Source organism: Micromonospora sp. NBC_00821 (assembly GCF_036347035.1).
GTDB lineage: Bacteria > Actinomycetota > Actinomycetes > Mycobacteriales > Micromonosporaceae > Micromonospora > Micromonospora hortensis.
Genome location: NZ_CP108880.1, coordinates 1,000,888 through 1,022,068 on the forward strand (window position 1 = coordinate 1,000,888; position 21,181 = coordinate 1,022,068).

The window sequence follows — 21,181 nt, forward strand, 5'->3', positions numbered from 1 at the left end:
TTGGCAAGAACTTCCAGAGCTTTCCACTGGCGGGCCCGCCCTTCCCCCGGCGGCCCGCCATGACGACAGGAGCACCGATGCGCATCCGTACCGCGGGTGTGGTCGCCCTCTTCGCCCTGGCGCTCGCCGCCTCGGGCTGCGGTGGCGACAGCGACGAGCCGGCCGCGAAGGACACCCCCAAGGCCGCCGGTGGCAAACTGGTGATCTGGGCGGACGACAAGCGGACCGCCGCCCTCAAGCCGTTCGCCGAGAAGTTCGGCCAGGAGAACGGTGTCACCGTCGAGGTCCAGGCCGTCCCGAACGAGGACCTCCAGAACAACTTCGTGACCGTGTCGAGCCAGGGCGGCGGCCCGGACGTGGTGATCGGCGCGCACGACTGGATCGGCAACCTGGTCCAGAACGGTGCCATCGACCCGGTGCAGCTGTCCGACGAGCAGAAGGCCGCCTTCAACGAGACCGCCGTCAAGGCCGTCACGTTCAACGGCCAGCTCTACGGCGTGCCCTACGCCCAGGAGAACCTGGCGCTGATCCGCAACACCGAACTGGCCCCCGAGGCACCGAAGACAATCGAGGACCTGGTCGCCACCGGCAAGCAACTCAAGGCGCAGAAGAAGGTCACCGAGACGCTCTGCCTCCAGGTCGGCCAGAAGGGCGACGCGTACCACATCTACCCGCTGTACACCTCGGCCGGCGGTTACCTCTTCGGCACCACGGCGAACGGCGACTACGACCCGAAGGACCTGGGCGTGGGCAAGCCCGAGTCGATCGCCGCGTTCAAGAAGATCGCCGCGCTCGGTGAGAAGGGCGAGGGCGTGCTGAAGCGCTCCATCGCCGACACCAACGCGACAGCCACCTTCACCGGCAAGAAGTGCGCCTTCCTGGTCTCCGGGCCGTGGGCCACCGCCGACGTGAAGAAGGCCGGCATCACGTACGACGTCTCCGCCGTTCCCGGCTTCGCCGGCGGCAAGCCGGCCGCGCCGTTCGTGGGCGTCCAGTCCTTCTACGTGGCGGCAAAGGGCAAGAACAAGGCTCTCGCCCAGGAGTTCGTGGCCAACCACGTCACCACGCCGGACCTGGCCGTGGCGCTCTACCAGGCCGACCCGCGTCCCCCGGCGCTGACCGCCGCGCTGGACCAGGTCAAGAGCAGTGACCCGGACCTGGCCAAGTTCATCGAGGCCGGCAAGAACGGCCAGGTGCTCCCGGCCATCCCGGCCATGGCCGCGATCTGGGACCCGTTCGGCAAGGCCGAGGCCGCCGTCATCGGCGGCGCCGACCCGACCAGCACGGTCACCGCGGCCGGCAAGACGATCGCCGGTTCGATCAAGTAATGAGCGCACCGCTGTCCGGCCCGGGGTCTGCCCAGCAGGCCCCGGGCCGGGGGCCCGTCCGCACCGGGTCCCCGCGCACCTCCCGTACCGCGCGGAACCACGCGCCGATCACCGTGGCCGGCCTCGCCGCGAAGGTGATCCTGCTCGGCCTGGTGGCCGGGATCGCGATCTGGGCGGCCTTCCCGCTCGTGGCGGCCGAGAAGTGGATCGGGCTGGCGGTGCTCGTGCTGACCACCGCCGCACTGTTCTATCTGTACCTGGGCCGCCGGCACGTCCCGGCGAAGTACCTCATCCCCGGCACGCTCTTCCTGATCGCCTTCCAGGTCGTACCGGTGCTCTACACCGCGAGCACCGCCTTCACCAACTTCGGCGACGGCCACCGCGGCAGCAAGGACGACGCGATCGTCGCGATCCAGAGCTCCTCGGTCAAGCAGGTCCCGGGGTCCACCCAGTACCCGTTGTCGGTCGCCACCAAGGGTGACCCAGCCACCGGCGCCCTGGTCTTCCTGATCACCAAGCCAGGAAGCGACACGGTCTCCGTCGGCGACGCCGGCGGCCTGCGTCCGCTCGATCCCGGCGCGGCCACCGTCGGCCCCGGCGGAAAGATCACCGCGGCCGACGGCTACACAGTGCTGAACGTCGGCCAGGCCAGCGCCCGCAGCAAGGACATCACGGACCTGGTGGTGCCGACCGCCGGAGGCGCGCTGCGCTCGTCCGGCCTGTCCCGGGCGTACGAGGGCAAGGCCGTCCGGGCGTACGACGCCGGCTGCGACTGCGTCACTGACAGCGACAGTGGCAAGACCTGGACCGCGGACGGCGAGGTCGGCGCGTTCGTCGCCGCCGACGGCGAGCGGCTCGCCCAGGGGTGGAAGGTGAACGTCGGGCTGTCCAACTTCACCCGGGTGCTCACCGACGAGCGGATCTCCGGGCCGTTCCTCGGCACGCTGATCTGGAACTTCGCCTTCGCCATCGGCTCCACCGGCGGCACGTTCATCCTCGGCATGGTGATCGCCCTGGCGCTGCACTCGCCCCGAATGCGAGGCACCAACCTCTACCGGATGTTGCTGATCCTGCCGTACGCCATGCCGTCCTTCGCGATGCTGTTGGTCTGGCGGGACATGTTCAACACCGACTTCGGGCTGATCAACAATCTGTTCGGGCTCGGCGTCGACTGGTTCGGGCAGGACTGGTCGGCCCGCGCCGCGGTGATCCTGGTGCAGCTCTGGCTCGGCTACCCGTACATGTTCCTGGTGGCCACCGGCGCGCTACAGGCCATCCCACGGGAGTTGACAGAGGCCACCTCGGTCGACGGGGCGTCGCGCTGGCAGTCGTTCCGGGCGGTCACCCTGCCGCTGCTGCTGGTCGCGCTCTCGCCGCTACTGATCTCGTCGTTCGCGTTCAACTTCAACAACTTCAACGCGATCTACCTGACCACCGAGGGCGCGCCGTTCCCGGCGGACAACCCCAGCAACGGCGCCACCGACCTGCTGATCACCTACACCTACCGGCTGGCGTTCGGTGGCCAGGCCGCACAGTTCGGCTTCGCCGCTGCCATCTCGTTGTTCATCTTCGCCATCGTCGCTGTGGTGTCGGCGGTCAGCTTCCGGCGGACCCGCCAACAGGAGGAGGTGTACGCATGACCATGCTCACCGGCACCGCCGTCCCGGGTGGCGCGAACGGCCCGGCAGCGGTCAACCGCAACGCGGGCAAGCGGAAGAAGCGATGGTTCGCCGAGGTCGGCTGGCGGCACCTGGTCGGCCTGCTCGGCGTGCTGTTCAGTCTCTTTCCGCTCGTGTTCGTCGTCTCGGCGGCGCTCAATCCGCTCGGCACCCTGTCGTCCACCGAGTTGGTGCCGACCGGCGGGGTGTCGTTGGAGAACTTCGGGAATCTGTTCGCGCGCACCGAGTTCGCCGACTGGCTCCTGAACTCGCTGCTCATCGCCGGCGGGGCCGCGTTCGCCTCGGTCTTCCTCTCCGCGCTCGCGGCGTACGCCTTCTCCCGGATGCGGTTTCAGGGGCGACGGGTGGGGTTGCTGTCACTGCTGTTGATCCAGATGTTCCCGCAGTTCCTGGCGATCGTCGCGATCTTCCTGATCTTCGGCACGATCACCGACCTGTGGCCGGCCATCGGCTTCAACACCCCGTGGGGTCTGTTGCTGCTCTACCTGGGTGGCGCGCTGGGCGTGAACACCTGGCTGATGAAGGGCTTCTTCGACACCCTGCCCCGGGAGTTGGACGAGTCGGCCACAGTGGACGGCGCCTCACACGCCCAGGTCTTCTTCCGGATCATGCTGCCGTTGGTGGCGCCGATCCTCGCGGTGACCGGGCTGCTCGCCTTCATCAACACCATAAACGAGTTCCTGATGGCGAGCGTCTTCCTCACCGACACGGACGCCAAGACCCTCGCGGTCGGCATGCGGGGCATGTTGCAGGGCGGCGAGCGGAACACCAACTTCGGCATCTTCGCGGCCGGCACCCTGCTGACCGCGATCCCGACAGTGCTGGTCTTCCAGTTGCTCCAGCGCTACATCGTCTCCGGCCTCACCTCCGGCGCCGTGAAGGGATAGGTAGTCGACAGTGGCCGGGCGGCCGGGACGCGCCGACCGGCCCACCCACTACTACAAACTGTCGTTGATGGGGGAGGATGGGCGGCGTGGAAGCACTCCGACTCATCCTTCTCTATGTCCATATGATCGGGTTCGCCCTGCTGCTCGGTGGCTCGATCGCCCAGTACGCCAGCGGTCGGCTGCGGATCAACCCGGCCATGCTGTGGGGGGCGGTGATCCAGTTGCTGACCGGGCTGGGTCTCTCCGCGCCGCTGCGCGACGGCGACGAACCGGCGCCGGCCAAACTTGTGACGAAGTTGGTGATCGCGCTGCTGATCTTCGTCATGGTCTTCTTCTCCCGGAAGCGGGACGTGGTCAACCGCGGTCATTTCCTCGCGATCGTCGGTCTGACCCTGGTCAACGCGGCGGTCGCGGTCTTTTGGCGGTAACGTCCGAGGAGGAAAACGCCTCCAGAAAACGGACGTTGCGGACGCCGTGGCGCTTGCTTACCAGCACGAAGAGTGACTTGCCCCACGCAAGGGTTACACCCGGGTAACAGGCGCTCAACAGTCGTGCACGATTGTCGGCCGGTGGGTGGACGCGGGCGTACGCTCCCGTCCGTAACGTGGGACAGCCGGCGGCACACCCGCAGGTCGGCTGATGGGCTGCCACCGCACAAGGCGCGGTGTGCAATGGGAAGGAGACGTCTTGCGCTCGGTGCGTGGGATGCGGATCGCCTCGATCTTCGCGGTGGGTGGGCTCGCGCTCACCGCCGCCGCTTGTGGCGAGGCGCCCAAGGATGACAACAACGCCGGCAGTGGCGCCAAGAAGTTCAGCGCCTGCATGGTGACCGACGTTGGCGGCATCGACGACAAGTCGTTCAACGCCTCGGCCTGGAAGGGCCTCGAGGAGGCCAAGGCCGCCAACGACAACATCGACATCAAGTACGTCGCGTCGAAGGCCGAGGCCGACTACGAGCCGAACCTGACGCAGTTCGTCAACCAGAAGTGCGACTTCATCCTGGCGGTCGGTGGCCTGATGGGCGACGCCACCAAGAAGATCGCGACGGCGAACCCGAACCAGGAGTTCGGCATCGTCGACGCGAACCCGGGCGTGGACAACATCTACCCGATGCAGTTCGACACCGCTCAGGCCGCGTTCCAGGCCGGCTACCTGGCCGCCGGGATGAGCAAGAGCGGCAAGGTCGGCACCTACGGCGCCGTGCCGATCCCGCCGGTGACCATCTTCATGGACGGTTTCGTCGACGGTGTGAAGTACTTCAACACCACCAAGGGCAAGAACGTCCAGGCGCTGGGCTGGAACAAGGAGACCCAGAAGGGCTCGTTCTCCAACGCCTTCGACAAGCAGGACGAGGGCAAGAAGGTCTCCGACGCGCTGGTCGCCCAGGGCGCGGACATCATCATGCCGGTCGCCGGCGGCTCCGGCCTCGGCACCACCGCCGCGGCCAAGGCCTCGGGTGGCAAGTACAGCACCATCTGGGTGGACGTGGACGGCTGCGAGAGCACCCCGGACTGCTCCGCGATCGTGACCACCGTGGTCAAGAACATCCCGGAGGCCGTCAAGGAGGCCGTGATCAAGGCCGCCGCCGGCGACAAGCTGCCGGCCAAGCCGGGCTTCGTCGGCACCCTGGCCAACAACGGTGTCTCGATCGCCCCGTACCACGACTTCGACAGCAAGGTTCCGGCCGAGCTGAAGGCCGAGGTCGACAAGATCAAGGCGGACATCGCCGCCGGCACCATCACCGTCACCTCGAAGGCCCAGCCGACCAAGTGACAACCGGCCGGCCGCTCCGGTGAGATCATCGGGGGGGTCGGCGGGGGACAGGTACGACCCGATCGGCCGCTCCGGCTCTGCGGATACCCCGCGGGGTCGGAGCGGCCGATCGCGCACCACGGCGGCCGGTCCGGTCCGGCCGGTACGACGGCAGCTACGCTGCACCATCGCTCGCACTCCAGGAGGTTGCGCTGAGACTCGAACTGCGCGGCATCACCAAGCGGTTCGGTGATCTGGTCGCCAACGATCACATCGACCTGACGGTGGAGCCTGGAGAGATTCACGCCCTCCTCGGCGAGAACGGCGCGGGCAAGTCGACCCTGATGAACGTGCTCTACGGGCTGTACCAGCCCGACGAGGGCGAGATCCTGGTCGACGGCAAGCCGCTGAAGCTGAAGGGCCCGTCCGACGCGATCGGAGCCGGGATCGGCATGGTGCACCAGCACTTCATGCTGGTGCCGGTCTTCACCGTCACCGAAAACATCATGCTCGGCGCCGAGCAGATCAGGGGCGGCGTCGCCGGCTTCCTGGACCGGCGGCGGGCCCGGCGCGAGGTCGCCGAGGTGTCCGAGCGCTACAACCTGCGGGTCGACCCGGACGCGGTGATCGAGGACCTGCCGGTCGGCATCCAGCAACGAGTCGAGATCGTCAAGGCGCTCACCCGCGACGTCGACCTGCTCATCCTGGACGAGCCGACCGCGGTGCTCACCCCCCAGGAGACCGAGGAGTTGCTGACGGTCATGCGGTCGCTCAAGGCGGCTGGCAAGTCGATCGTCTTCATCACCCACAAACTCGGCGAGGTCAAAGCCATCGCCGACCGGATCACAGTGATCCGACGCGGAAAGACCGTCGGCACCGCCTCGCCGGAGGCCAGCCGGGACGAACTGGCCGCGTTGATGGTCGGGCGCAACGTCCGGCTCACAGTGGACAAGACCCCGGCCACGCCGGGCGAGCCGGTGCTGGAGGTGGCCGGGCTGGTCGTCGACGACGACCGGCAGATCCGCGCTGTCGACGGCGTCGACCTGACAGTGCGCGCGGGCGAGGTGCTCGGCGTGGCGGGCGTACAGGGCAACGGTCAGACCGAGCTGATCGAGGCGATCATGGGCCTGCGCCCGGCGCTCGCCGGCACGATCAGCCTGGCTGGCGACCGGATCAACGGCTGGAAGCCCAAGAAGGTGCTCCGGGCGGGTGTCGGTTACGTGCCCGAGGACCGCAGCGTGGACGGCCTGATCAAGGAGTTCAGCGTCGCGGAGAACCTGGTGCTGGACATCTACGACCGGCCGCCGTTCGGTGCCGGGCTCGCGCTGAAGCCGGACGCGATCGCCGCCTCGGCGAAGGAGCGGATCGAGCAGTTCGACGTCCGCACCTCATCGGCCGACGCGGCGGTGGGCACCCTCTCCGGTGGCAACCAGCAGAAGGTGATCGTGGCCCGGGAGCTGTCCCGGCCGCTGAAGCTCCTCATCGCCGCCCAACCGACCCGTGGCGTCGACGTCGGGTCGATCGAGTTCATCCACAGCCAGGTCATCCGCGAACGGGACATCGGCACCGCCGTTCTGGTGGTCTCCAGCGAACTCGACGAGGTGATCGGGCTGGCCGACCGGATCGCTGTGATGTACCGCGGCCGGATCATCGGCATCGTCGGCCCGGACACCCCGCGTGAGGAGATCGGTCTGCTGATGGCCGGCATCAGCCCGGACGCGGCCCACGACGCCATCGCCGCACCCGCCGACGACAAGCCCGGTGCGGCACCCGCCGCCGACAAGCCGGGTGCGGCCGACGGGGGCCCGGCGAGCGACGCAGGCTCCGCGAGCGAGGACGAGTCATGACCAACCCCAACCCGCAGTCCGGCTCCCCGGACAAGGAGCCGGCGAGCGAGGCGCAGGCCGCGCAGAACGCGCTCGGCAACACCGAACGCGCCGAGGTGGCCACCGAGCCGGACCGCTCGGTGGCGAAGCCGGGCCCGGAGCCCGAGCCGAAGCCCAGCCTGGGCCGGTTGTTCCTGGACAACCTCTGGGCGGCGAACACCTTCACTGTGACGCTGCTGTCGCTGGTGCTGGCGATCGTGGTCGGCGCGGTGCTGATGATCATCTCTGATCCCGACGTGCTCTCCACCTACTCGTACATCACCTCCCGGCCGTCCGACGCGATCAACTCCAGTTGGACGCTGGTCAGCGAGGCGTACGCGAACCTGTTCAAGGGCTCGATCTTCGACCCGGAGGCGTTCTCCGGCTGGCTGGACGGCGCCAACGGCTGGCAGGCAGTGCTCGCGCCGATCTCGGAGACGCTGACCTACGCGGCGCCACTGGTCTTCACCGGTCTGTCCGTGGCGCTGGCCTTCCGGGGCGGCCTGTTCAACATCGGCGCCCAGGGCCAGGCCACCATCGGCGTGATCATGGCGGCGCTGGCCGGCTTCCTGCTGCCGCTGCCGCCCGGCCTGCACCTGCTGGTGGCGGTGCTGGCCGGCGCGCTGGGCGGAGCGATCTGGGGTTTCATCCCCGGCATCCTCAAGGCCCGTGCCGGCGCGCACGAGGTGATCAACACGATCATGCTCAACTACGTCGCCACGTACTTCCTGACCTGGTTGATCGTGCAGAACGGCGTGCAGGACCCGAACCGCACCGACGCGATCAGCAAGGCGGTGGACACCTCCGCCCAACTGCCCCGGCTGCTCGGTGACAACCTGCGGGTGCACGCCGGCATCCTGCTCGCCGTGCTGGCCACCTGGGCGGTCGCCTGGCTGCTCAACCGCTCGACGCTCGGCTTCGAGCTGCGCGCGGTCGGCGCCAACCCGGACGCCGCCCGGACCGCCGGCATCAGCGTCACCCGGACGTACATCCTGATCATGGTTTTCGCCGGAATCCTGGCGGGCCTCGGCGGCTCGAACATGGTGCTCGGCTCCACCGCCAGCGCGTTGACCCCACTGGTGGTCGCGCAGATCGGCTTCGACGGCATCCTGGTGGCGCTGCTCGGGCGGGTGAAGCCCTGGGGAGTGTTGCTCGCCGCGCTGCTGTTCGGGGCGCTGCAGGCCGGTGGTAACCGGATGCAGTCGTACTCCGGGATCTCGCTGGAGCTGGTGACAGTGCTCCAGGCGTTGATCGTCATCTTCATCGCCGCACCGGCCCTGGTGAAGGCGATCTTCCAGCTCCGGGCCGCGCGCGCCGCCCGGTTGCAGACGAGCCTGGCGAAGGGCTGGTAACTCATGTCCACCATGGCTGTCCCCGACATCGCGGTCGCCCCGGTCGACGAGGGCTTCTGGACCCGCAGCCGGAAGGTCGGTCTCACGCTGCTGGCGCTCGGCCTGCTGTCGGCGGTGCTCTTCGGCGCGCTCGCCACCGACCAGCAGGCCCGGTTCACCCTCAGCGACGACGCGGCCGGCGCCGCACTGGAGATCAACGGCACCATCGGGGCGATCCTGTTCGGGATCATCACGATCGCCGCCGGCGCGGCGCTGCTCGCCGGGGTGCCGAAGCGGTGGTTCCTTCCCGTGCTCGGCGTCGGGCTCGTCGGCTTCGTGCTGTCGTTCCTCTGCTGGCAGGTCTCCGCCGCGCCGGCCGGGCAGAACTTCATGCCGCTGGTCAACATCATCCGGGGCACGTTCATCCTGGCCCTGCCGCTGATCTTCGGTGCGCTCGCCGGGGTGCTCTGCGAACGCTCCGGTGTGGTCAACGTGGCCATCGAGGGCCAACTGCTGATGGGCGCGTTCAGCGGGGCCCTGTTCGGCAGCATCTCCGGAAGCGTGTGGGTGGGCCTGGTCGCCGCCGCCATCGGCGGCGCGTTCATCTCGCTGCTGCTCGCCGTCTTCGCCATCCGCTACCTGGTCGACCAGGTCGTCATGGGCATCGTGCTGAACCTGCTGGCGGTCGGCGTCACCGGCTTCCTCTACGAGCGGCTGATGCAGACCGACGCCGAGAAGTACAACAGCGCGCCCCGGTTCAGCAACTGGGAGATTCCGCTGCTGAAGGACATCCCGGTGCTCGGGCCGGCGCTGTTCCGCGGCAACATCTTCCTCTACCTCGGGCTGTTCCTGGTGCTGGTGATCCACATCGGGTTGTTCCGTACCCGGTGGGGGCTGCGGACCCGCTCGGTCGGTGAGCACCCGATCGCCGCCGACACGCTCGGCGTCAAGGTGCTGCGGGTCCGCTACCGCAACGTGCTGCTGGCCGGTGTGGTCGCCGGCATCGGCGGCGCGTCCTACACGCTGGCGCTCTACTCGTTCACCAAGAACATGATCGGCGGTAAGGGCTTCATCGCCCTGGCCGCGCTGATCTTCGGCCGGTGGAACCCGACCGGCGCGCTGCTCGCCGCGCTCTTCTTCGGATTCGCCGACCAGCTCGCTACCTACCTGGGCGCGATCAGCAGCTCGATCCCCAGCCAGTTCCTCGCCATGCTGCCCTACCTGGCGACCATCCTGGCCGTCGCCGGGCTGGTCGGCCGGGTCCGGGCACCGGCCGCCGACGGCAAGCCGTACATCAAGGGCTGACCCGCGCTGGTCCGTCGATCATGGAGTTGTGGTGCCACACAGAAGTCGCGACGTTGCATCTGTCGGCCACCACAACCGCATGATCGACGCGGCCGGCGGGCCGGCGCGAGCAGCGCGGCTCACTGCGGGCCGACGTGCCGATCGCAGTACCCTGACGGCTTCTGACCTGGGCTACTTCGGCAGGATGGTGGAATGACCGACATTGACTGGGCGCGGTTGCGCGCCGCCGCCATCGAAGCGATGAGGCACGCGTACGCGCCGTACTCGACGTTCCCGGTCGGCGCCGCCGCGCTGGTCGACGACGGCCGTGTCGTGGTCGGCTGCAACGTGGAGAACGCCGCGTACGGGGTGACGCTCTGCGCCGAGTGCGGTGTCGTGTCCAGCCTGCACGCCACCGGTGGCGGCCGGCTCGTCGCGCTCTCCTGTGTCGACGCGACCGGTGAGCCGTTGATGCCGTGCGGCCGCTGCCGGCAGCTGCTCTGGGAGCATGGCGGGCCGGAGTGCCTGATCGAGAGCAAGACCCGGCCACTGCGGATGGCCGAGCTGCTGCCGCACGCCTTCGGCGTGGAGGACCTGGAAGCTGTCACCGGGGAGACGCCGGTGCCGGTGGTCCCGGAGCGGCTCGCCGCCTGGCGCGGACGCGGCACCGTCTTCGTGCATCCCGACATGTCCGCTGGTCAGCAGGTCTGGACGGCGTACTGGGAGCGGTCGGCGGGAGACGACGCCGGCGCCGAGACCGGGGTGCTGGAGGAGGCGCCGAGCTGGGCAGACCCGGCCGAGGTGATCACCTGGGGTCTGGCTCGCACGCCCCGGGTGGTAGTGGTGGACGCCACCGGCACGATCTTCTGGGCTGGCGAGGGTGAGCCGCCGGTGGAGATTCCGGTGCGCTGGGCTGCTGGTTGAGCTTGAGTTTGGGTTTGGTTGCGGTTGGGGGCCGGGGCCGACCGTGCCCGGCTCCCGGCGGTCAGGCTTGATCCCTCCGCCGGGCACGGTCGGCCCCGGCCCCGTCGTGGGCACCCGCCGTTCCAGGGCACGGTTGCGGGGCGGCATCTCCATCCGACTAGGGAAGATCTTCTGATGAGTAGTGGTTTTGCTGCTGTTGACGTTATTCGGGTCAAGCGGGATGGCGGTGTGCTGTCGGACGCGCAGATCGACTGGGTGGTCGACGCGTACACCCGGGGGGTTGTCGCCGACGAGCAGATGTCAGCGCTGGCCATGGCGATCCTGCTCAACGGCATGACCGGCCCGGAGATCGCTCGGTGGACCGCCGCGATGATCGCCAGCGGTGAGCGGTTGGACCTGTCGGCGGTACGCCGCCCGACTGTCGACAAGCACTCCACCGGCGGCGTCGGCGACAAGATCACTCTGCCGCTCACCCCGCTGGTGGCGGCGTGTGGCGCGGCAGTGCCGCAGCTGAGCGGCCGGGGTCTCGGGCACACCGGCGGCACGCTGGACAAGTTGGAGTCCATCCCGGGCTGGCGGGCCACGGTGAGCAACGACGAGTTCATCGCCCAGCTGGACGAGGTCGGTGCGGTGATCTGTGCGGCCGGATCCGGGCTCGCCCCCGCCGACCGCAAGCTGTACGCGTTGCGCGACGTGACCGGCACCGTGGAGGCGATCCCGCTGATCGCCAGCTCGATCATGAGCAAGAAGATCGCCGAGGGCACCGGGGCGCTGGTCCTCGACGTCAAGGTCGGCTCGGGCGCCTTCATGAAGTCCGTCGACCAGGCCCGCGAGTTGGCCCGCACCATGGTCGAGCTGGGCGGCGCGCACGGTGTGCGGACTGTCGCCCTGCTCACCGACATGTCCACCCCGCTCGGCCTGGCGATCGGCAACGCGGTCGAGGTGACCGAGTCGGTCGAGGTGCTGGCCGGTGGCGGACCGGCCGACGTGGTGGAGCTGACCCTCGCACTGGCCCGGGAGATGCTCGACGCCGCGGGATTGCCGGACGCCGATCCGGCTGCGGCGCTGCGCGACGGCCGGGCCATGGACTCGTGGCGGGCGATGATCCGGGCGCAGGGCGGCGACCCGGACGCGCCGATGCCGACGGCCGCCGAGGTGGAGGTGGTCCGCGCCGAGCGGGACGGGTACGTCGCGGCCGTCGACGCGTACGCCATGGGGGTTGCGGCGTGGCGGCTCGGCGCGGGTCGGGCGCGCAAGGAGGACCCGGTCAGCGTGCCGGCCGGTGTGGTGTTGCACAAGCGGCCGGGTGACGAGGTGCGGGCCGGTGACGCGCTCTACGAGCTGCGTGCCGACGACGCGACGCGGATTCCGGCCGCGCTGACCGAGGCCGCCAACGCGGTGCGGATCGCGCCGACGGCTCCGGCGGCGACGTCGTTGGTCATCGAGCGCATCGGCTGATCGATCCGGCGTCGCCCTGGCGTGGTGCCGGTCACCTGGGAGCGCTATTGTCGCAGGCCAAGGGGGGACAACCGGCCTTGCGCCGGCGCGAGCAGACAGGAAGATCCGCCGTGACCGTTGCTGCCCCCGACCCACGTGAGGTGCGCGAGGCGAGCCTGGACGAGTTGTCCCGGCTCGGCCTGCCGTTGCCGCCGGCCCAGTTTCCCCTCGTGTGGGAGCCGGGTGACCAGATCGACCTGCGCCCGACAGCGGAGATCGAGGCGCGGATCGCGGTGTTGCACCTGATCCTGGCCCGCTGTTTCGGGATGCCCCCGCAGGCGGCGATGAGCTGGCTGCTCGGCTCGCACCTGGTCGACATGGTCACCCCGCCGGAGTGGCAGTTCGTGATGGGCGGCAAGGGTGACCACCGGTCGTTCGTGCTGCACCACGACGCGCTCTTCGCGCTGGCCTGGGTGCTCGGGCTGAGCAAACAGCTCGACCCGACGCTGGCCGTCGACGAGCGGCTGGTCGAGCGGCTGCCGCACATCGCCCAGGGGGAGACCTTCCCGCACTGGCGCTCCCGGATCCTCACCGCGCCGCAGCACCCGGCCGACGCGGCCGCCCTGCTCGACCTGCACTACTGCCTGGACTGGGCGTACCTGGAGACCGAGCGCGGCGGCCGGCGGGCGCCGGGCCTGGTCGACGCGAACGCGATCGGGCAGCGACGTTGGGCGCTGGAGTGGGCGGTCATCCTGCGTGGGCCGTACCACGACGAGCCGCCCGGCTGGGAAGAGGTCGACCTCTCCACCTGAGGTCAGCGAGGTCGCAGGACGTCGAGCCGGACCGCCACCGTGACCCGGACCGGGTCGGGCAGCGCGGCCAGCCGGGTGGCGAGCGCGGCTGGGTCGGTGTGCCAGGCGCTGGGGCCCATCCCGACCAGTGTGGCGACCTCCGGCCGGGTCAGCGCCAGTTCCGCCCGGTGCACGGTCGAGCTGACCGGCGTGAAGTGCTCACCCAGGCTGCCGGCCACCCGGTCGGCCTTGTCCGGGTCCACCCGCAGCAGGTCGAGGGCGTCCACCAGCTCGGCGAGGTGGTCGGTGTCGGGCGTGACCACCAGCAACGTGCCGGCCGGGTCGAGCACCCGGTGGAACTCCGGGCCGTTGCGCGGGGCGAAGACGTTCAGCAGCACGGCGGTCGAGGCGTCCGCGAGCGGCAGTCGCTGCCAGGTGTCGGCGAGCGCGGCGGCGGCCCGGGAATGCGCGCGGGCGGCGCGGCGCAGCGCCGGCTTGGACACGTCCAGGGCCAGACCCACGGCGTCCGGCAGCGCCGCCAGCACCGCGCCGAGGTACCGGCCGGTGCCGGCGCCGGCATCCACCACCAAGGGGTACGCCCCGAAGTCGGGCGTCGGCGACGCGTGGCGCCGACCGGCGGCTTCCGTCGCGGCGGTGGAGAGGGCGGCCGAGATGTGGTCGTAGTGCCCGGCGGCGAGGAAGTCCGCCCGGGCGGCGACCATCTCGGCGCTGTCGCCGACGTGCGGGGCGCGCCCGGCGAGGAGGTTGACGTATCCCTGCCGGGCGATGTCGAAGCTGTGCCGGCGCGGGCAGCGCAGCGCACTGGTGGTGCCGGCGGTCGCCTCGGCCAGCGGCTCGCCACAAATCGGGCAGCGCAGCCGGTCGAGGATGCGGGGGTCCACGTCAGACCTCCGCATCGTGCCGTGGCTGGGGCGCCCGCCCACCGAGGTGGTCGACCACCCGGTGGGTGAGCGCGCCGAGGGCGTCGATCTCCGCCGGGGTGAGCAGGTCGATCAGGTGTCGGCGGACGGCGGCCACGTGGCCGGGGGCGGCGGACTCGATGGCCTGCCGCCCGGCGGGGGTGAGGACGACGACCGAGCCCCGGGCGTCATCGGCGCACTCCTCGCGGGTCACCAGGCCGCGCTGCTGCATCCGGGTCAGGTGGTGGGAGAGCCGGCTGCGCGACCACAGCATGCGGTCTGCCAGCTCCCGCAGGCGCAGCTGCCCATGCGGCGTCTCGGAGAGGTCGGACAGCACGTCGTAGTCCGGCTCGGAGAGGCCGGCGTCCTGGGCCAGCTCCCGGGCCAGCTCCAGGTCGAGCAGTCGACGCATCCTGCGGTAGCCGCGCCAGGCGCGGTCCTCGCGTTCGTCCAGCCACCGGGGTGCGTCCATCCGTCGAGTCTAACGCTTTCGTTGACATGTCATCGATCTGGCTCTAGATTCGATGACATGTCAACCAATTCCGACCGACTGTGGGAGCTGTTCGGTCAGCGAGGGCGCGGAGTGCTGGTCACAGTGCGTCGGGACGGGCGGCCCCAGCTCTCCAACCTCGACTACCTGGCCGAGCCGGGGTTGATCCGCTGCTCCACCACCGGGGACCGGGCGAAGGTGCGCAACCTGCGCCGCGATCCCCGGGCCAGCTTCCACGTGACCACTCCGGACGGCGACGCGTACGCGGTCGCGGAGGGGACCGTGACGCTCAGCGAGCCGGCAGGGGCCACCACCGACGAGACGGTCGACGAACTGGTCGAGGTCTACCGCCGGATTCGCGGCGACCACCCGGACTGGGCGGACTACCGGGCCGCCATGGTTGCCGACGGGCGGCTCGTGATCCGGCTCGACGTGCACGGGGTGTACGGCTGGCGGCCGTGACGCCCCGGCCGGTCCCGTACCGGTCCGTCCAGGCCGCTGACTAGGGTCTGAGCATGGTCGCAACTATCCGGTACGAGGACATCGTCAAGGTCCCGAAGGCGCTGCTGCACGATCACCTCGACGGCGGGCTGAGGCCGGCGACGATCGTCGACCTGGCCGCCGAGGTGGGCCACGAACTGCCCACCACCGACCCGGAGGCGCTCGGACGCTGGTTCGCGGACGCGGCGGACTCCGGCTCCCTGGAGCGCTACCTCGAGACGTTCGCGCACACGGTGGCGGTCATGCAGACCGCGCCCGCGCTGCGTCGGGTCGCCCGCGAGTGCGCCCTCGACCTGGCCGCCGACGGTGTGGTCTACGCCGAGGTGCGGTTCGCCCCGGAGCAGCACCTGGAACGGGACCTCAGCCTGGACGAGGTGGTCGAGGCGGTGCTGGCCGGGTTCGCCGAGGGCACCGCACAGGCGGTCGAGGCGGGCCTGACCATCCGGGTGGGCACCCTGCTCACCGCGATGCGGCACGCCGCCCGTTCCCAGGAGATCGCCGAGCTGGCCGTGCGGCACCGGGACGCCGGGGTGGTCGGCTTCGACATCGCCGGCGCCGAGGCGGGCTTCCCGCCCACCCGGCACCTGGACGCCTTCGAGTACCTGCAGCGGGAGAACTTCCACTTCACCATCCACGCCGGCGAGGCGTTCGGTCTGCCCTCCATCTGGCAGGCGATCCAGTGGTGCGGGGCGGACCGGCTCGGCCACGGGGTGCGGATCGTCGACGACATCGCACCCGACGGATCACTCGGCCGGCTGGCCGCGTACGTCCGGGACAAGCGGATCCCCCTGGAGCTGTGCCCCTCGTCGAACGTGCAGACCGGCGCGGTGGCCTCGATCGCGGACCACCCGATCGGCCTGCTGCGGGACCTGCGTTTCCGGGCCACAGTCAACACCGACAACCGGTTGATGAGCGGCACCTCGATGTCGCGGGAGATGTCGCTGCTGGTGGAGACGTTCGGCTACGGCTGGAAAGAGTTGCAGTGGTTCACCATCAACGCGATGAAGAGCGCCTTCATCCCGTTCGACGAGCGGCTGCGGATCATCGATGACGTGATCAAGCCGGCGTACGCGAAGCTGTTGGCCTGAGCTCAGCCATGTGGGTGGCCGGCGAGCAGCCCGGCCACCCGGCGCAGCACCTCCCGGGCGCGGGCCGCCTCCGCGCCGAGGCCCATCTGCCGACGCAGCACCGCGGGCTCGGCCCGTAGCAGCGACACCCCGCGTCGAATCAGCACCCGAGGCGCCTTGCGCTGCTCGGACAGGTCGCGGGCGAGTCGGCGCAGGAAGGTGGCCCCGCGCGGGCGGCGCAGCGCGTACGCCCCGGCGAGCAGGCCGCGGCTGCGGCACTCCTCGACGATCTCGGCGGCGAAGATCCCTTCGGCCACGAAAAGTGGCGATCCGGCGACATCAAATGGCCGGGTGGCCACCCGTCGATCGGCACCGATCGCATAAACCGGCACATCGGCTCGGCCCTCGCGGGCTAGTTGGGCAATGATTTCCACCGCACTGGGGGCGTCCCAAGAGTGCGGCGATTCCCAATCCACCTGCCCGTTTCGTCTCGGCAACGTAGGGTCATCGCCGTCTTTGTAGAAGTCGTCCAAGCACAGCACCGGCAAACCGGTTTGCTGCGCTATGTACGACTTTCCGGACCCCGATGGGCCGGCCAGTAGGACAACACGGTGCGGATGTTCCATTACCTTCAGTTACTCCGGCCAGACAGACTGCTATCAAATCGCATCAACATCTCATCACACCTTCGGTCCGGGACAACCTGGGCTTTCTTCTTGTCGACCGGCGTGATGGAATCTCGGGGGTCCGACCCGCCGGGTCGGTCGCTGGGCGTTGCCCGGGGCAACGCGTTCAAGCTGTAATCGCGAGGGCGGTGACGTGAGCAAACGGCCAAAGACGGCGGGCTCCTTCCTGTCGCGGCTGCGCCGGCCGGCCAGCCGGCTCCGGGACATGCCGATCTGGTCCAAGCTCGGTCTCATCATGATCGTGCCGACCATCGCCACGGTCGTGGTGGGCACCAGTGGTCTTATCGACCACGTGGAGACGCTCAACAATGCCAACCGAGCTGGCGACCTGGCGAATCTGTCGAGCTATTCAGGTGATCTGGTCGACAGCCTGCAGGACGAGCGGACCGCCGCCGTGCTGCTGCTGGGCGCGAACGGGACGCAGCCGACGGCCCAGTACCAGGAGGCCTACAACCGGGTGAACTCCCGGGTGGATCAGGATGCGGCCCCGTACCGGCAGCAGCGGGCCGAGGTCGAGGACCTGCCGAGCAGCCTTGAGGGTCTCCTCGACAGCATCGACCAGAACCTCCAGGACCTGGCGGGCGTCCGCAGCCAGGTGTTCAACGGAAAGCTCGCGCTCACCGAGACCGTGCAGGCGTACGAGGGTCTGATCAGTGACCTGCTCGCCATCCGCGACTCGTCCACGCAGCTCGCCGGTGACAACCAACTGAGCGACCGGATGCGCGCCGCCGCGGCGGTCGCCCGGGAGAAGGAGTTCCTGGCCGTACGCCGGGTCGTCGTGCACCGCGCGCTGGGCGTTCAGGGCCGACAGCGCCTGACCCCGGCACTGCGCAGGGACTACGTCGCCAGTGACACCGGTCAGCAGCAGGCTCTGCAGAGCTTCAAGGCCGTCGCCACCCCGGACGACGCGAAGTTCCACGACCAGACGGTCGCGGGCGGCGACCGCCGGCAGGCACAGAACTACACCGGTTGGATCGACGGCAACACCACCGGCGACATGCGCGGTGCGCCGTTCGGCCCGGACCAGTGGGAAGCCGCCATGACGGCCAACGCCAAGCTGATCCGCACCGTCGAGCGGAAGCTCGACAGTGAAGTGGTCAACCAGGCCGACACCCTCCGCTCGGACGTCCAGCGCCAGGTCTTCCTGGAGACCGGCCTGCTGCTCAGCATGCTGCTGCTGGCCATCCTCTTCGCCTACCTGGTGGCCCGCTCGATGGCCCGCTCACTCCGTGAGCTGCGGCAGGGCGCGCTCTCCGTCGCCCAGTACGGCCTGCCACAGGCGGTGGCCCGTCTGCGCGACCCGCAGGTCGTCGGGCAGCTCTCCCCGGTGCAGCTGGCCAACCAGATCGCCGAACCGCTGCCGGTGCGCAGCAAGGACGAGTTCGGCCAGGTGACCGAGGCGTTCAACGCCGTCCACCTGGAAGCCGTCCGCACGGCCGCCGAGCAGGCGGCACTGCGTGCCTCCGTCGCGACCATGTTCGTCAACCTGGCCCGCCGTTCCCAGATCCTGGTCGACCGCCTCATCGGGCACCTCGACCGGCTGGAGCGCGGCGAGGAGGACCCGGACCGGCTGGCCGAGCTGTTCCAGCTCGACCACCTGGCCACCCGGATGCGCCGTAACGACGAGAACCTGCTGGTGCTCGCCGGTGCCGACTCCACCCGTGTGCAGCGTGAGCCGGCCGCCCTCATCGACGTGCTGCGCGCCGCGCAGTCCGAGGTCGAGCACTACACCCGGATCGATTTCGGTGTCATCGACCGCGACATCGAGGTCGCCGCGCACGCGGTCAACGACCTGGTGCACCTCGTCGCGGAGCTGTTCGACAACGCCACAGCGTTCTCCCCGCCCGACTCGCAGGTCATGGTCGAGGCTCGCCGAGTCGGCGACCGCTCCTCGCTGTACGTCGAGGACCGCGGCATCGGCATCAGCGCCGACCAGCTGCACGACCTCAACGAGCGGCTCGCGACGCCGCCCCAGGTGGACGTGGCCGTTTCCCGGATGATGGGCCTGGTCGTGGTCGCCCGGCTGGCGTCGCGGCACGGTGTCCGGGTCGAGCTGCGCCCCGGCAGCGATCGCGGCACCGTCGCCGAAGTGAGCCTGCCGACCTCGGTGCTGGTGCCCCGGGCGCTGTCCGGTCGGGTGCAGCAGCCTCCGGCGCTGCCGGCGGCCGGTACTCACCAGTTCGGTGGCCCGCAGTCCGGTGCTCCCCAGTTCGGTGGTCCGCAGTCCGGTGCTCCCCAGTTTGGTGGTCCGCAGTCCGGTGGGCCCGCGCCGGTCTTCGGCGCGCTGCCCGCGCTGGGCAACGGCCCCCGCCCGAGCGAGTCCGGCAACCAGGTCACCCTGGGCGGTCGCCCGTTCGACCCCGCGACGCGCAACGGTGCCGGCACTCCCGCCAACGGCGGCGCGTACCGCTCGATGCCGGCCTGGTCCGATCTGACCGGCGCGGCCGGGACGAACGGCGTCAACGGCGGCGACGGGTTCACCCCCCGCTCGGCGAACGGCCCGGGGGTCGACCCGCTGCCGCAGCGCCGGGCCGGGGACGAGACCCCGACCACCGGCCAGCAGCCTTCCATTCCGCGTCAGCTGCCGAGCAGCCCCGAGACGCACCCGTACTCGGCACCACCGGTTTCCGCGCAGCCCTACTCCGGTGCGCCGGTCTCCGCCTCGCCGGCCTCCGGCCAGCCGTACTCCGGCCAGCCCTACTCGGGCGCGCCGTACGGCGGCGCGCCGGTGTCCGCCGCTCCGGCCTCCGGGCAGCCGTACGCCGGTCCGCCGGTGTCCGCGTCGCCGGTCTCGGCCTCGCCGTCGTCCGGTCTGCCGTACTCGAACCAGCCCTACTCGGCGCCGCCGGCGTCCAGCCAGTCGTTCAGCGGCTTCGCGCCCCGATCCGCCCCGCCCGCGCAGGCACCCAACGCTCCGGCGCCGCCGGCTTGGCCGCCAGTGCCGGGTAGCGACCGGGACACGGCCACCCCGCCGGTGCCCGAGCGGCTCGCCGCCGCGCTGGACATGACGACGGAACTGCCGCGGGTGCCGCGACCCGGCGAGCAGCCGGCCGCAGCCCAGCCTCCGGCTCCAGCGCCGACTCCGGCAGCAGCGCCGGCTCCGGCTCCGGCTCCGCAGACACGGCCGGCACCGCAGCAGCCGCAGGCGCAGAACCGTCAGCGGTACGCGGATGAGACGATGGAGCTGCCGATCTTCCGGGAGCTCGAGTCGGCCTGGTTCCGTACCCGTCGCCCGGGCTCCGAGGAGACCGCGGCCGGCGCTCAGCCAACGACGAACGGCGACTCCGCGACCCAGCAGTTCGCCACAGTCGAGGCCAGCGGTCGGGCAGTCCACAAGACACCACCCGGGACGACAGGTAACACACCGATGGCAGACACTCCGACGGTCGGAGGAGCGCCGCGGGACAACGGCTCCACAGCGAACGAGGGCACCCGCCCCAGCCTCGCCGAGAGCCTGCCGAACCGCCGGCCCCAACCGCAGAGCAACGGCTGGCAGACCGCCGCCGACGACGGCTGGCGTGCTGCCTCCGCAGCGGCCGGCGCGGCGCCGGTGAGCGAGACCACCACTACCGGTCTGCCGAAGCGCAAGCCGATGGCGCAGCTGGTACCCGGTGCGGTAGAGAAGCCCACCACCTCGGTCCAGCGGCGCTCCCCGGAGGCGGTTCGTGGCCTGCTCTCCGCCTACCACCGGGGCGTGCAGCGAGGGCGTAGCACCTCGGACAACCCGACCAGCCCGGAGGCGACTCCGGGAGGGCAATCCTCGCAGTCTGGCTCAGGCCCGGTGGCCGGGAGCGGGCAGAAGGAGCAAGAAGGATGACAACTACGCAGGATCTTGGTTGGCTGCTGGCCAACTTCGCCGACCGGGTGCCCGGCGTCGCGCATGCGGTCGCCGTATCGGCGGACGGCCTACTCCTCGCGTCGTCACGGGATCTGCCGCGCGACCGGGCAGACCAGCTCGCCGCGATCTCGTCGGGTCTGGTCAGCCTGACCCAAGGGGCGGCACGCTGCTTCGAGGGAGGCGCGGTGTTGCAGACCGTCGTGGAGATGGACAATGGCTTCCTGTTCCTGATGTCCATCTCGGACGGCTCGTCCTTCGCCGTGCTGGCAGCCCGCAGCTCCGACGTGGGCCAGGTTGGCTACGAGATGGCGCTGCTGGTCGACCGGGTGGGCGACGCACTGACCCCGCAGCCGCGTGCGGCCGCGGGCATGCTGGGCTGACGTCTCGCCGATCGTGAGGTC

At 70.2% G+C, this 21,181-nt stretch carries 18 protein-coding genes; 15 read left to right on the plus strand and 3 right to left on the minus strand.

The window, feature by feature from the left end:
* Positions 1 to 77 precede the first annotated feature (77 nt).
* From OHB44_RS04785 to OHB44_RS04835, 11 genes are all read left to right on the plus strand, one after another.
* Entirely contained in the window at positions 78 to 1,328 is a 1,251-nt protein-coding gene (locus OHB44_RS04785) for a sugar ABC transporter substrate-binding protein (protein ID WP_266303706.1), read from the plus strand.
* Complete coding sequence (locus OHB44_RS04790) at positions 1,328 to 2,968, plus strand: ABC transporter permease subunit (protein ID WP_330439725.1); 1,641 nt, start codon at positions 1,328 to 1,330, stop codon at positions 2,966 to 2,968. The genes OHB44_RS04785 and OHB44_RS04790 overlap by 1 nt, the downstream gene beginning before the upstream one ends.
* Positions 2,965 to 3,894 carry a sugar ABC transporter permease gene (locus tag OHB44_RS04795; RefSeq protein ID WP_330439726.1) on the plus strand — a complete coding sequence of 310 codons (930 nt, stop codon included), beginning with the start codon at positions 2,965 to 2,967 and terminating at the stop codon, positions 3,892 to 3,894. Before OHB44_RS04790 ends, OHB44_RS04795 begins: the two co-directional genes overlap by 4 nt.
* Before the next feature lie 86 nt (positions 3,895 to 3,980).
* The gene (locus tag OHB44_RS04800; RefSeq protein ID WP_330439727.1) at positions 3,981 to 4,322 is read left to right on the plus strand and encodes a hypothetical protein; all 342 of its coding nucleotides are present in this window, start codon (positions 3,981 to 3,983) and stop codon (positions 4,320 to 4,322) included.
* Positions 4,323 to 4,599: 277 nt separating this feature from the next.
* The gene (locus OHB44_RS04805) at positions 4,600 to 5,667 is read left to right on the plus strand and encodes a BMP family lipoprotein (protein WP_238683850.1); all 1,068 of its coding nucleotides are present in this window, start codon (positions 4,600 to 4,602) and stop codon (positions 5,665 to 5,667) included.
* A 251-nt stretch (positions 5,668 to 5,918) separates the two neighbouring features.
* Positions 5,919 to 7,493 (plus strand): ABC transporter ATP-binding protein, encoded by a 1,575-nt coding sequence (locus OHB44_RS04810; RefSeq protein WP_330441181.1) that lies wholly within the window; start codon positions 5,919 to 5,921, stop codon positions 7,491 to 7,493.
* Positions 7,490 to 8,863 carry an ABC transporter permease gene (locus tag OHB44_RS04815; RefSeq protein ID WP_266303703.1) on the plus strand — a complete coding sequence of 458 codons (1,374 nt, stop codon included), beginning with the start codon at positions 7,490 to 7,492 and terminating at the stop codon, positions 8,861 to 8,863. The genes OHB44_RS04810 and OHB44_RS04815 overlap by 4 nt, the downstream gene beginning before the upstream one ends.
* Before the next feature lie 3 nt (positions 8,864 to 8,866).
* Positions 8,867 to 10,147 carry an ABC transporter permease gene (locus OHB44_RS04820; protein WP_238683583.1) on the plus strand — a complete coding sequence of 427 codons (1,281 nt, stop codon included), beginning with the start codon at positions 8,867 to 8,869 and terminating at the stop codon, positions 10,145 to 10,147.
* Positions 10,148 to 10,339: 192 nt separating this feature from the next.
* Complete coding sequence (locus OHB44_RS04825) at positions 10,340 to 11,050, plus strand: cytidine deaminase (protein ID WP_238683582.1); 711 nt, start codon at positions 10,340 to 10,342, stop codon at positions 11,048 to 11,050.
* 174 nt (positions 11,051 to 11,224) lie between these two features.
* Positions 11,225 to 12,508 carry a thymidine phosphorylase gene (locus OHB44_RS04830; RefSeq protein ID WP_238683581.1) on the plus strand — a complete coding sequence of 428 codons (1,284 nt, stop codon included), beginning with the start codon at positions 11,225 to 11,227 and terminating at the stop codon, positions 12,506 to 12,508.
* A 110-nt stretch (positions 12,509 to 12,618) separates the two neighbouring features.
* The gene (locus OHB44_RS04835) at positions 12,619 to 13,299 is read left to right on the plus strand and encodes a DUF4272 domain-containing protein (protein WP_330439728.1); all 681 of its coding nucleotides are present in this window, start codon (positions 12,619 to 12,621) and stop codon (positions 13,297 to 13,299) included.
* A gap of 2 nt (positions 13,300 to 13,301) precedes the next feature.
* Here the strand turns inward: OHB44_RS04835 and OHB44_RS04840 are convergent, their stop codons facing one another.
* Complete coding sequence (locus tag OHB44_RS04840) at positions 13,302 to 14,180, minus strand: putative RNA methyltransferase (protein WP_330439729.1); 879 nt, start codon at positions 14,178 to 14,180, stop codon at positions 13,302 to 13,304.
* A gap of 1 nt (position 14,181) precedes the next feature.
* Complete coding sequence (locus OHB44_RS04845; RefSeq protein ID WP_238683578.1) at positions 14,182 to 14,670, minus strand: MarR family winged helix-turn-helix transcriptional regulator; 489 nt, start codon at positions 14,668 to 14,670, stop codon at positions 14,182 to 14,184.
* A 57-nt stretch (positions 14,671 to 14,727) separates the two neighbouring features.
* Between OHB44_RS04845 and OHB44_RS04850 the strand changes: the two genes are divergently transcribed.
* Entirely contained in the window at positions 14,728 to 15,150 is a 423-nt protein-coding gene (locus OHB44_RS04850; RefSeq protein ID WP_266303701.1) for a PPOX class F420-dependent oxidoreductase, read from the plus strand.
* Between the two features lie 53 nt (positions 15,151 to 15,203).
* A complete protein-coding gene (locus tag OHB44_RS04855; protein WP_238680481.1) occupies positions 15,204 to 16,277 on the plus strand; it encodes an adenosine deaminase in 1,074 nt (357 codons plus the stop codon).
* A 2-nt stretch (positions 16,278 to 16,279) separates the two neighbouring features.
* Here the strand turns inward: OHB44_RS04855 and OHB44_RS04860 are convergent, their stop codons facing one another.
* Positions 16,280 to 16,573 (minus strand): hypothetical protein, encoded by a 294-nt coding sequence (locus OHB44_RS04860; protein WP_238683575.1) that lies wholly within the window; start codon positions 16,571 to 16,573, stop codon positions 16,280 to 16,282.
* Between the two features lie 502 nt (positions 16,574 to 17,075).
* On the opposite strand from OHB44_RS04860, the gene OHB44_RS04865 reads away from it, so the two are divergent.
* Positions 17,076 to 20,759, plus strand: coding sequence for a nitrate- and nitrite sensing domain-containing protein (locus OHB44_RS04865; protein ID WP_330439730.1), 3,684 nt, complete (start codon positions 17,076 to 17,078; stop codon positions 20,757 to 20,759).
* A complete protein-coding gene (locus OHB44_RS04870) occupies positions 20,756 to 21,160 on the plus strand; it encodes a roadblock/LC7 domain-containing protein (RefSeq protein WP_030329023.1) in 405 nt (134 codons plus the stop codon). The genes OHB44_RS04865 and OHB44_RS04870 overlap by 4 nt, the downstream gene beginning before the upstream one ends.
* The last annotated feature ends 21 nt before the right edge of the window (positions 21,161 to 21,181 follow it).

What these genes read in the sequence shown, in the direction of transcription:
- OHB44_RS04815 (WP_266303703.1), top strand. Translation starts at nt 7,490, where the DNA reads ATGACCAACCCCAACCCGCAGTCCGGCTCCCCGGACAAGGAGCCGGCG.
- OHB44_RS04825 (WP_238683582.1), top strand. Translation starts at nt 10,340, where the DNA reads ATGACCGACATTGACTGGGCGCGGTTGCGCGCCGCCGCCATCGAAGCG.
- OHB44_RS04790 (WP_330439725.1), top strand. Translation starts at nt 1,328, where the DNA reads ATGAGCGCACCGCTGTCCGGCCCGGGGTCTGCCCAGCAGGCCCCGGGC.
- OHB44_RS04830 (WP_238683581.1), top strand. Translation starts at nt 11,225, where the DNA reads ATGAGTAGTGGTTTTGCTGCTGTTGACGTTATTCGGGTCAAGCGGGAT.
- OHB44_RS04845 (WP_238683578.1), bottom strand. Translation starts at nt 14,670, where the DNA reads ATGGACGCACCCCGGTGGCTGGACGAACGCGAGGACCGCGCCTGGCGC.
- OHB44_RS04795 (WP_330439726.1), top strand. Translation starts at nt 2,965, where the DNA reads ATGACCATGCTCACCGGCACCGCCGTCCCGGGTGGCGCGAACGGCCCG.
- OHB44_RS04850 (WP_266303701.1), top strand. Translation starts at nt 14,728, where the DNA reads ATGTCAACCAATTCCGACCGACTGTGGGAGCTGTTCGGTCAGCGAGGG.
- OHB44_RS04870 (WP_030329023.1), top strand. Translation starts at nt 20,756, where the DNA reads ATGACAACTACGCAGGATCTTGGTTGGCTGCTGGCCAACTTCGCCGAC.
- OHB44_RS04855 (WP_238680481.1), top strand. Translation starts at nt 15,204, where the DNA reads ATGGTCGCAACTATCCGGTACGAGGACATCGTCAAGGTCCCGAAGGCG.
- OHB44_RS04785 (WP_266303706.1), top strand. Translation starts at nt 78, where the DNA reads ATGCGCATCCGTACCGCGGGTGTGGTCGCCCTCTTCGCCCTGGCGCTC.
- OHB44_RS04805 (WP_238683850.1), top strand. Translation starts at nt 4,600, where the DNA reads ATGCGGATCGCCTCGATCTTCGCGGTGGGTGGGCTCGCGCTCACCGCC.
- OHB44_RS04820 (WP_238683583.1), top strand. Translation starts at nt 8,867, where the DNA reads ATGTCCACCATGGCTGTCCCCGACATCGCGGTCGCCCCGGTCGACGAG.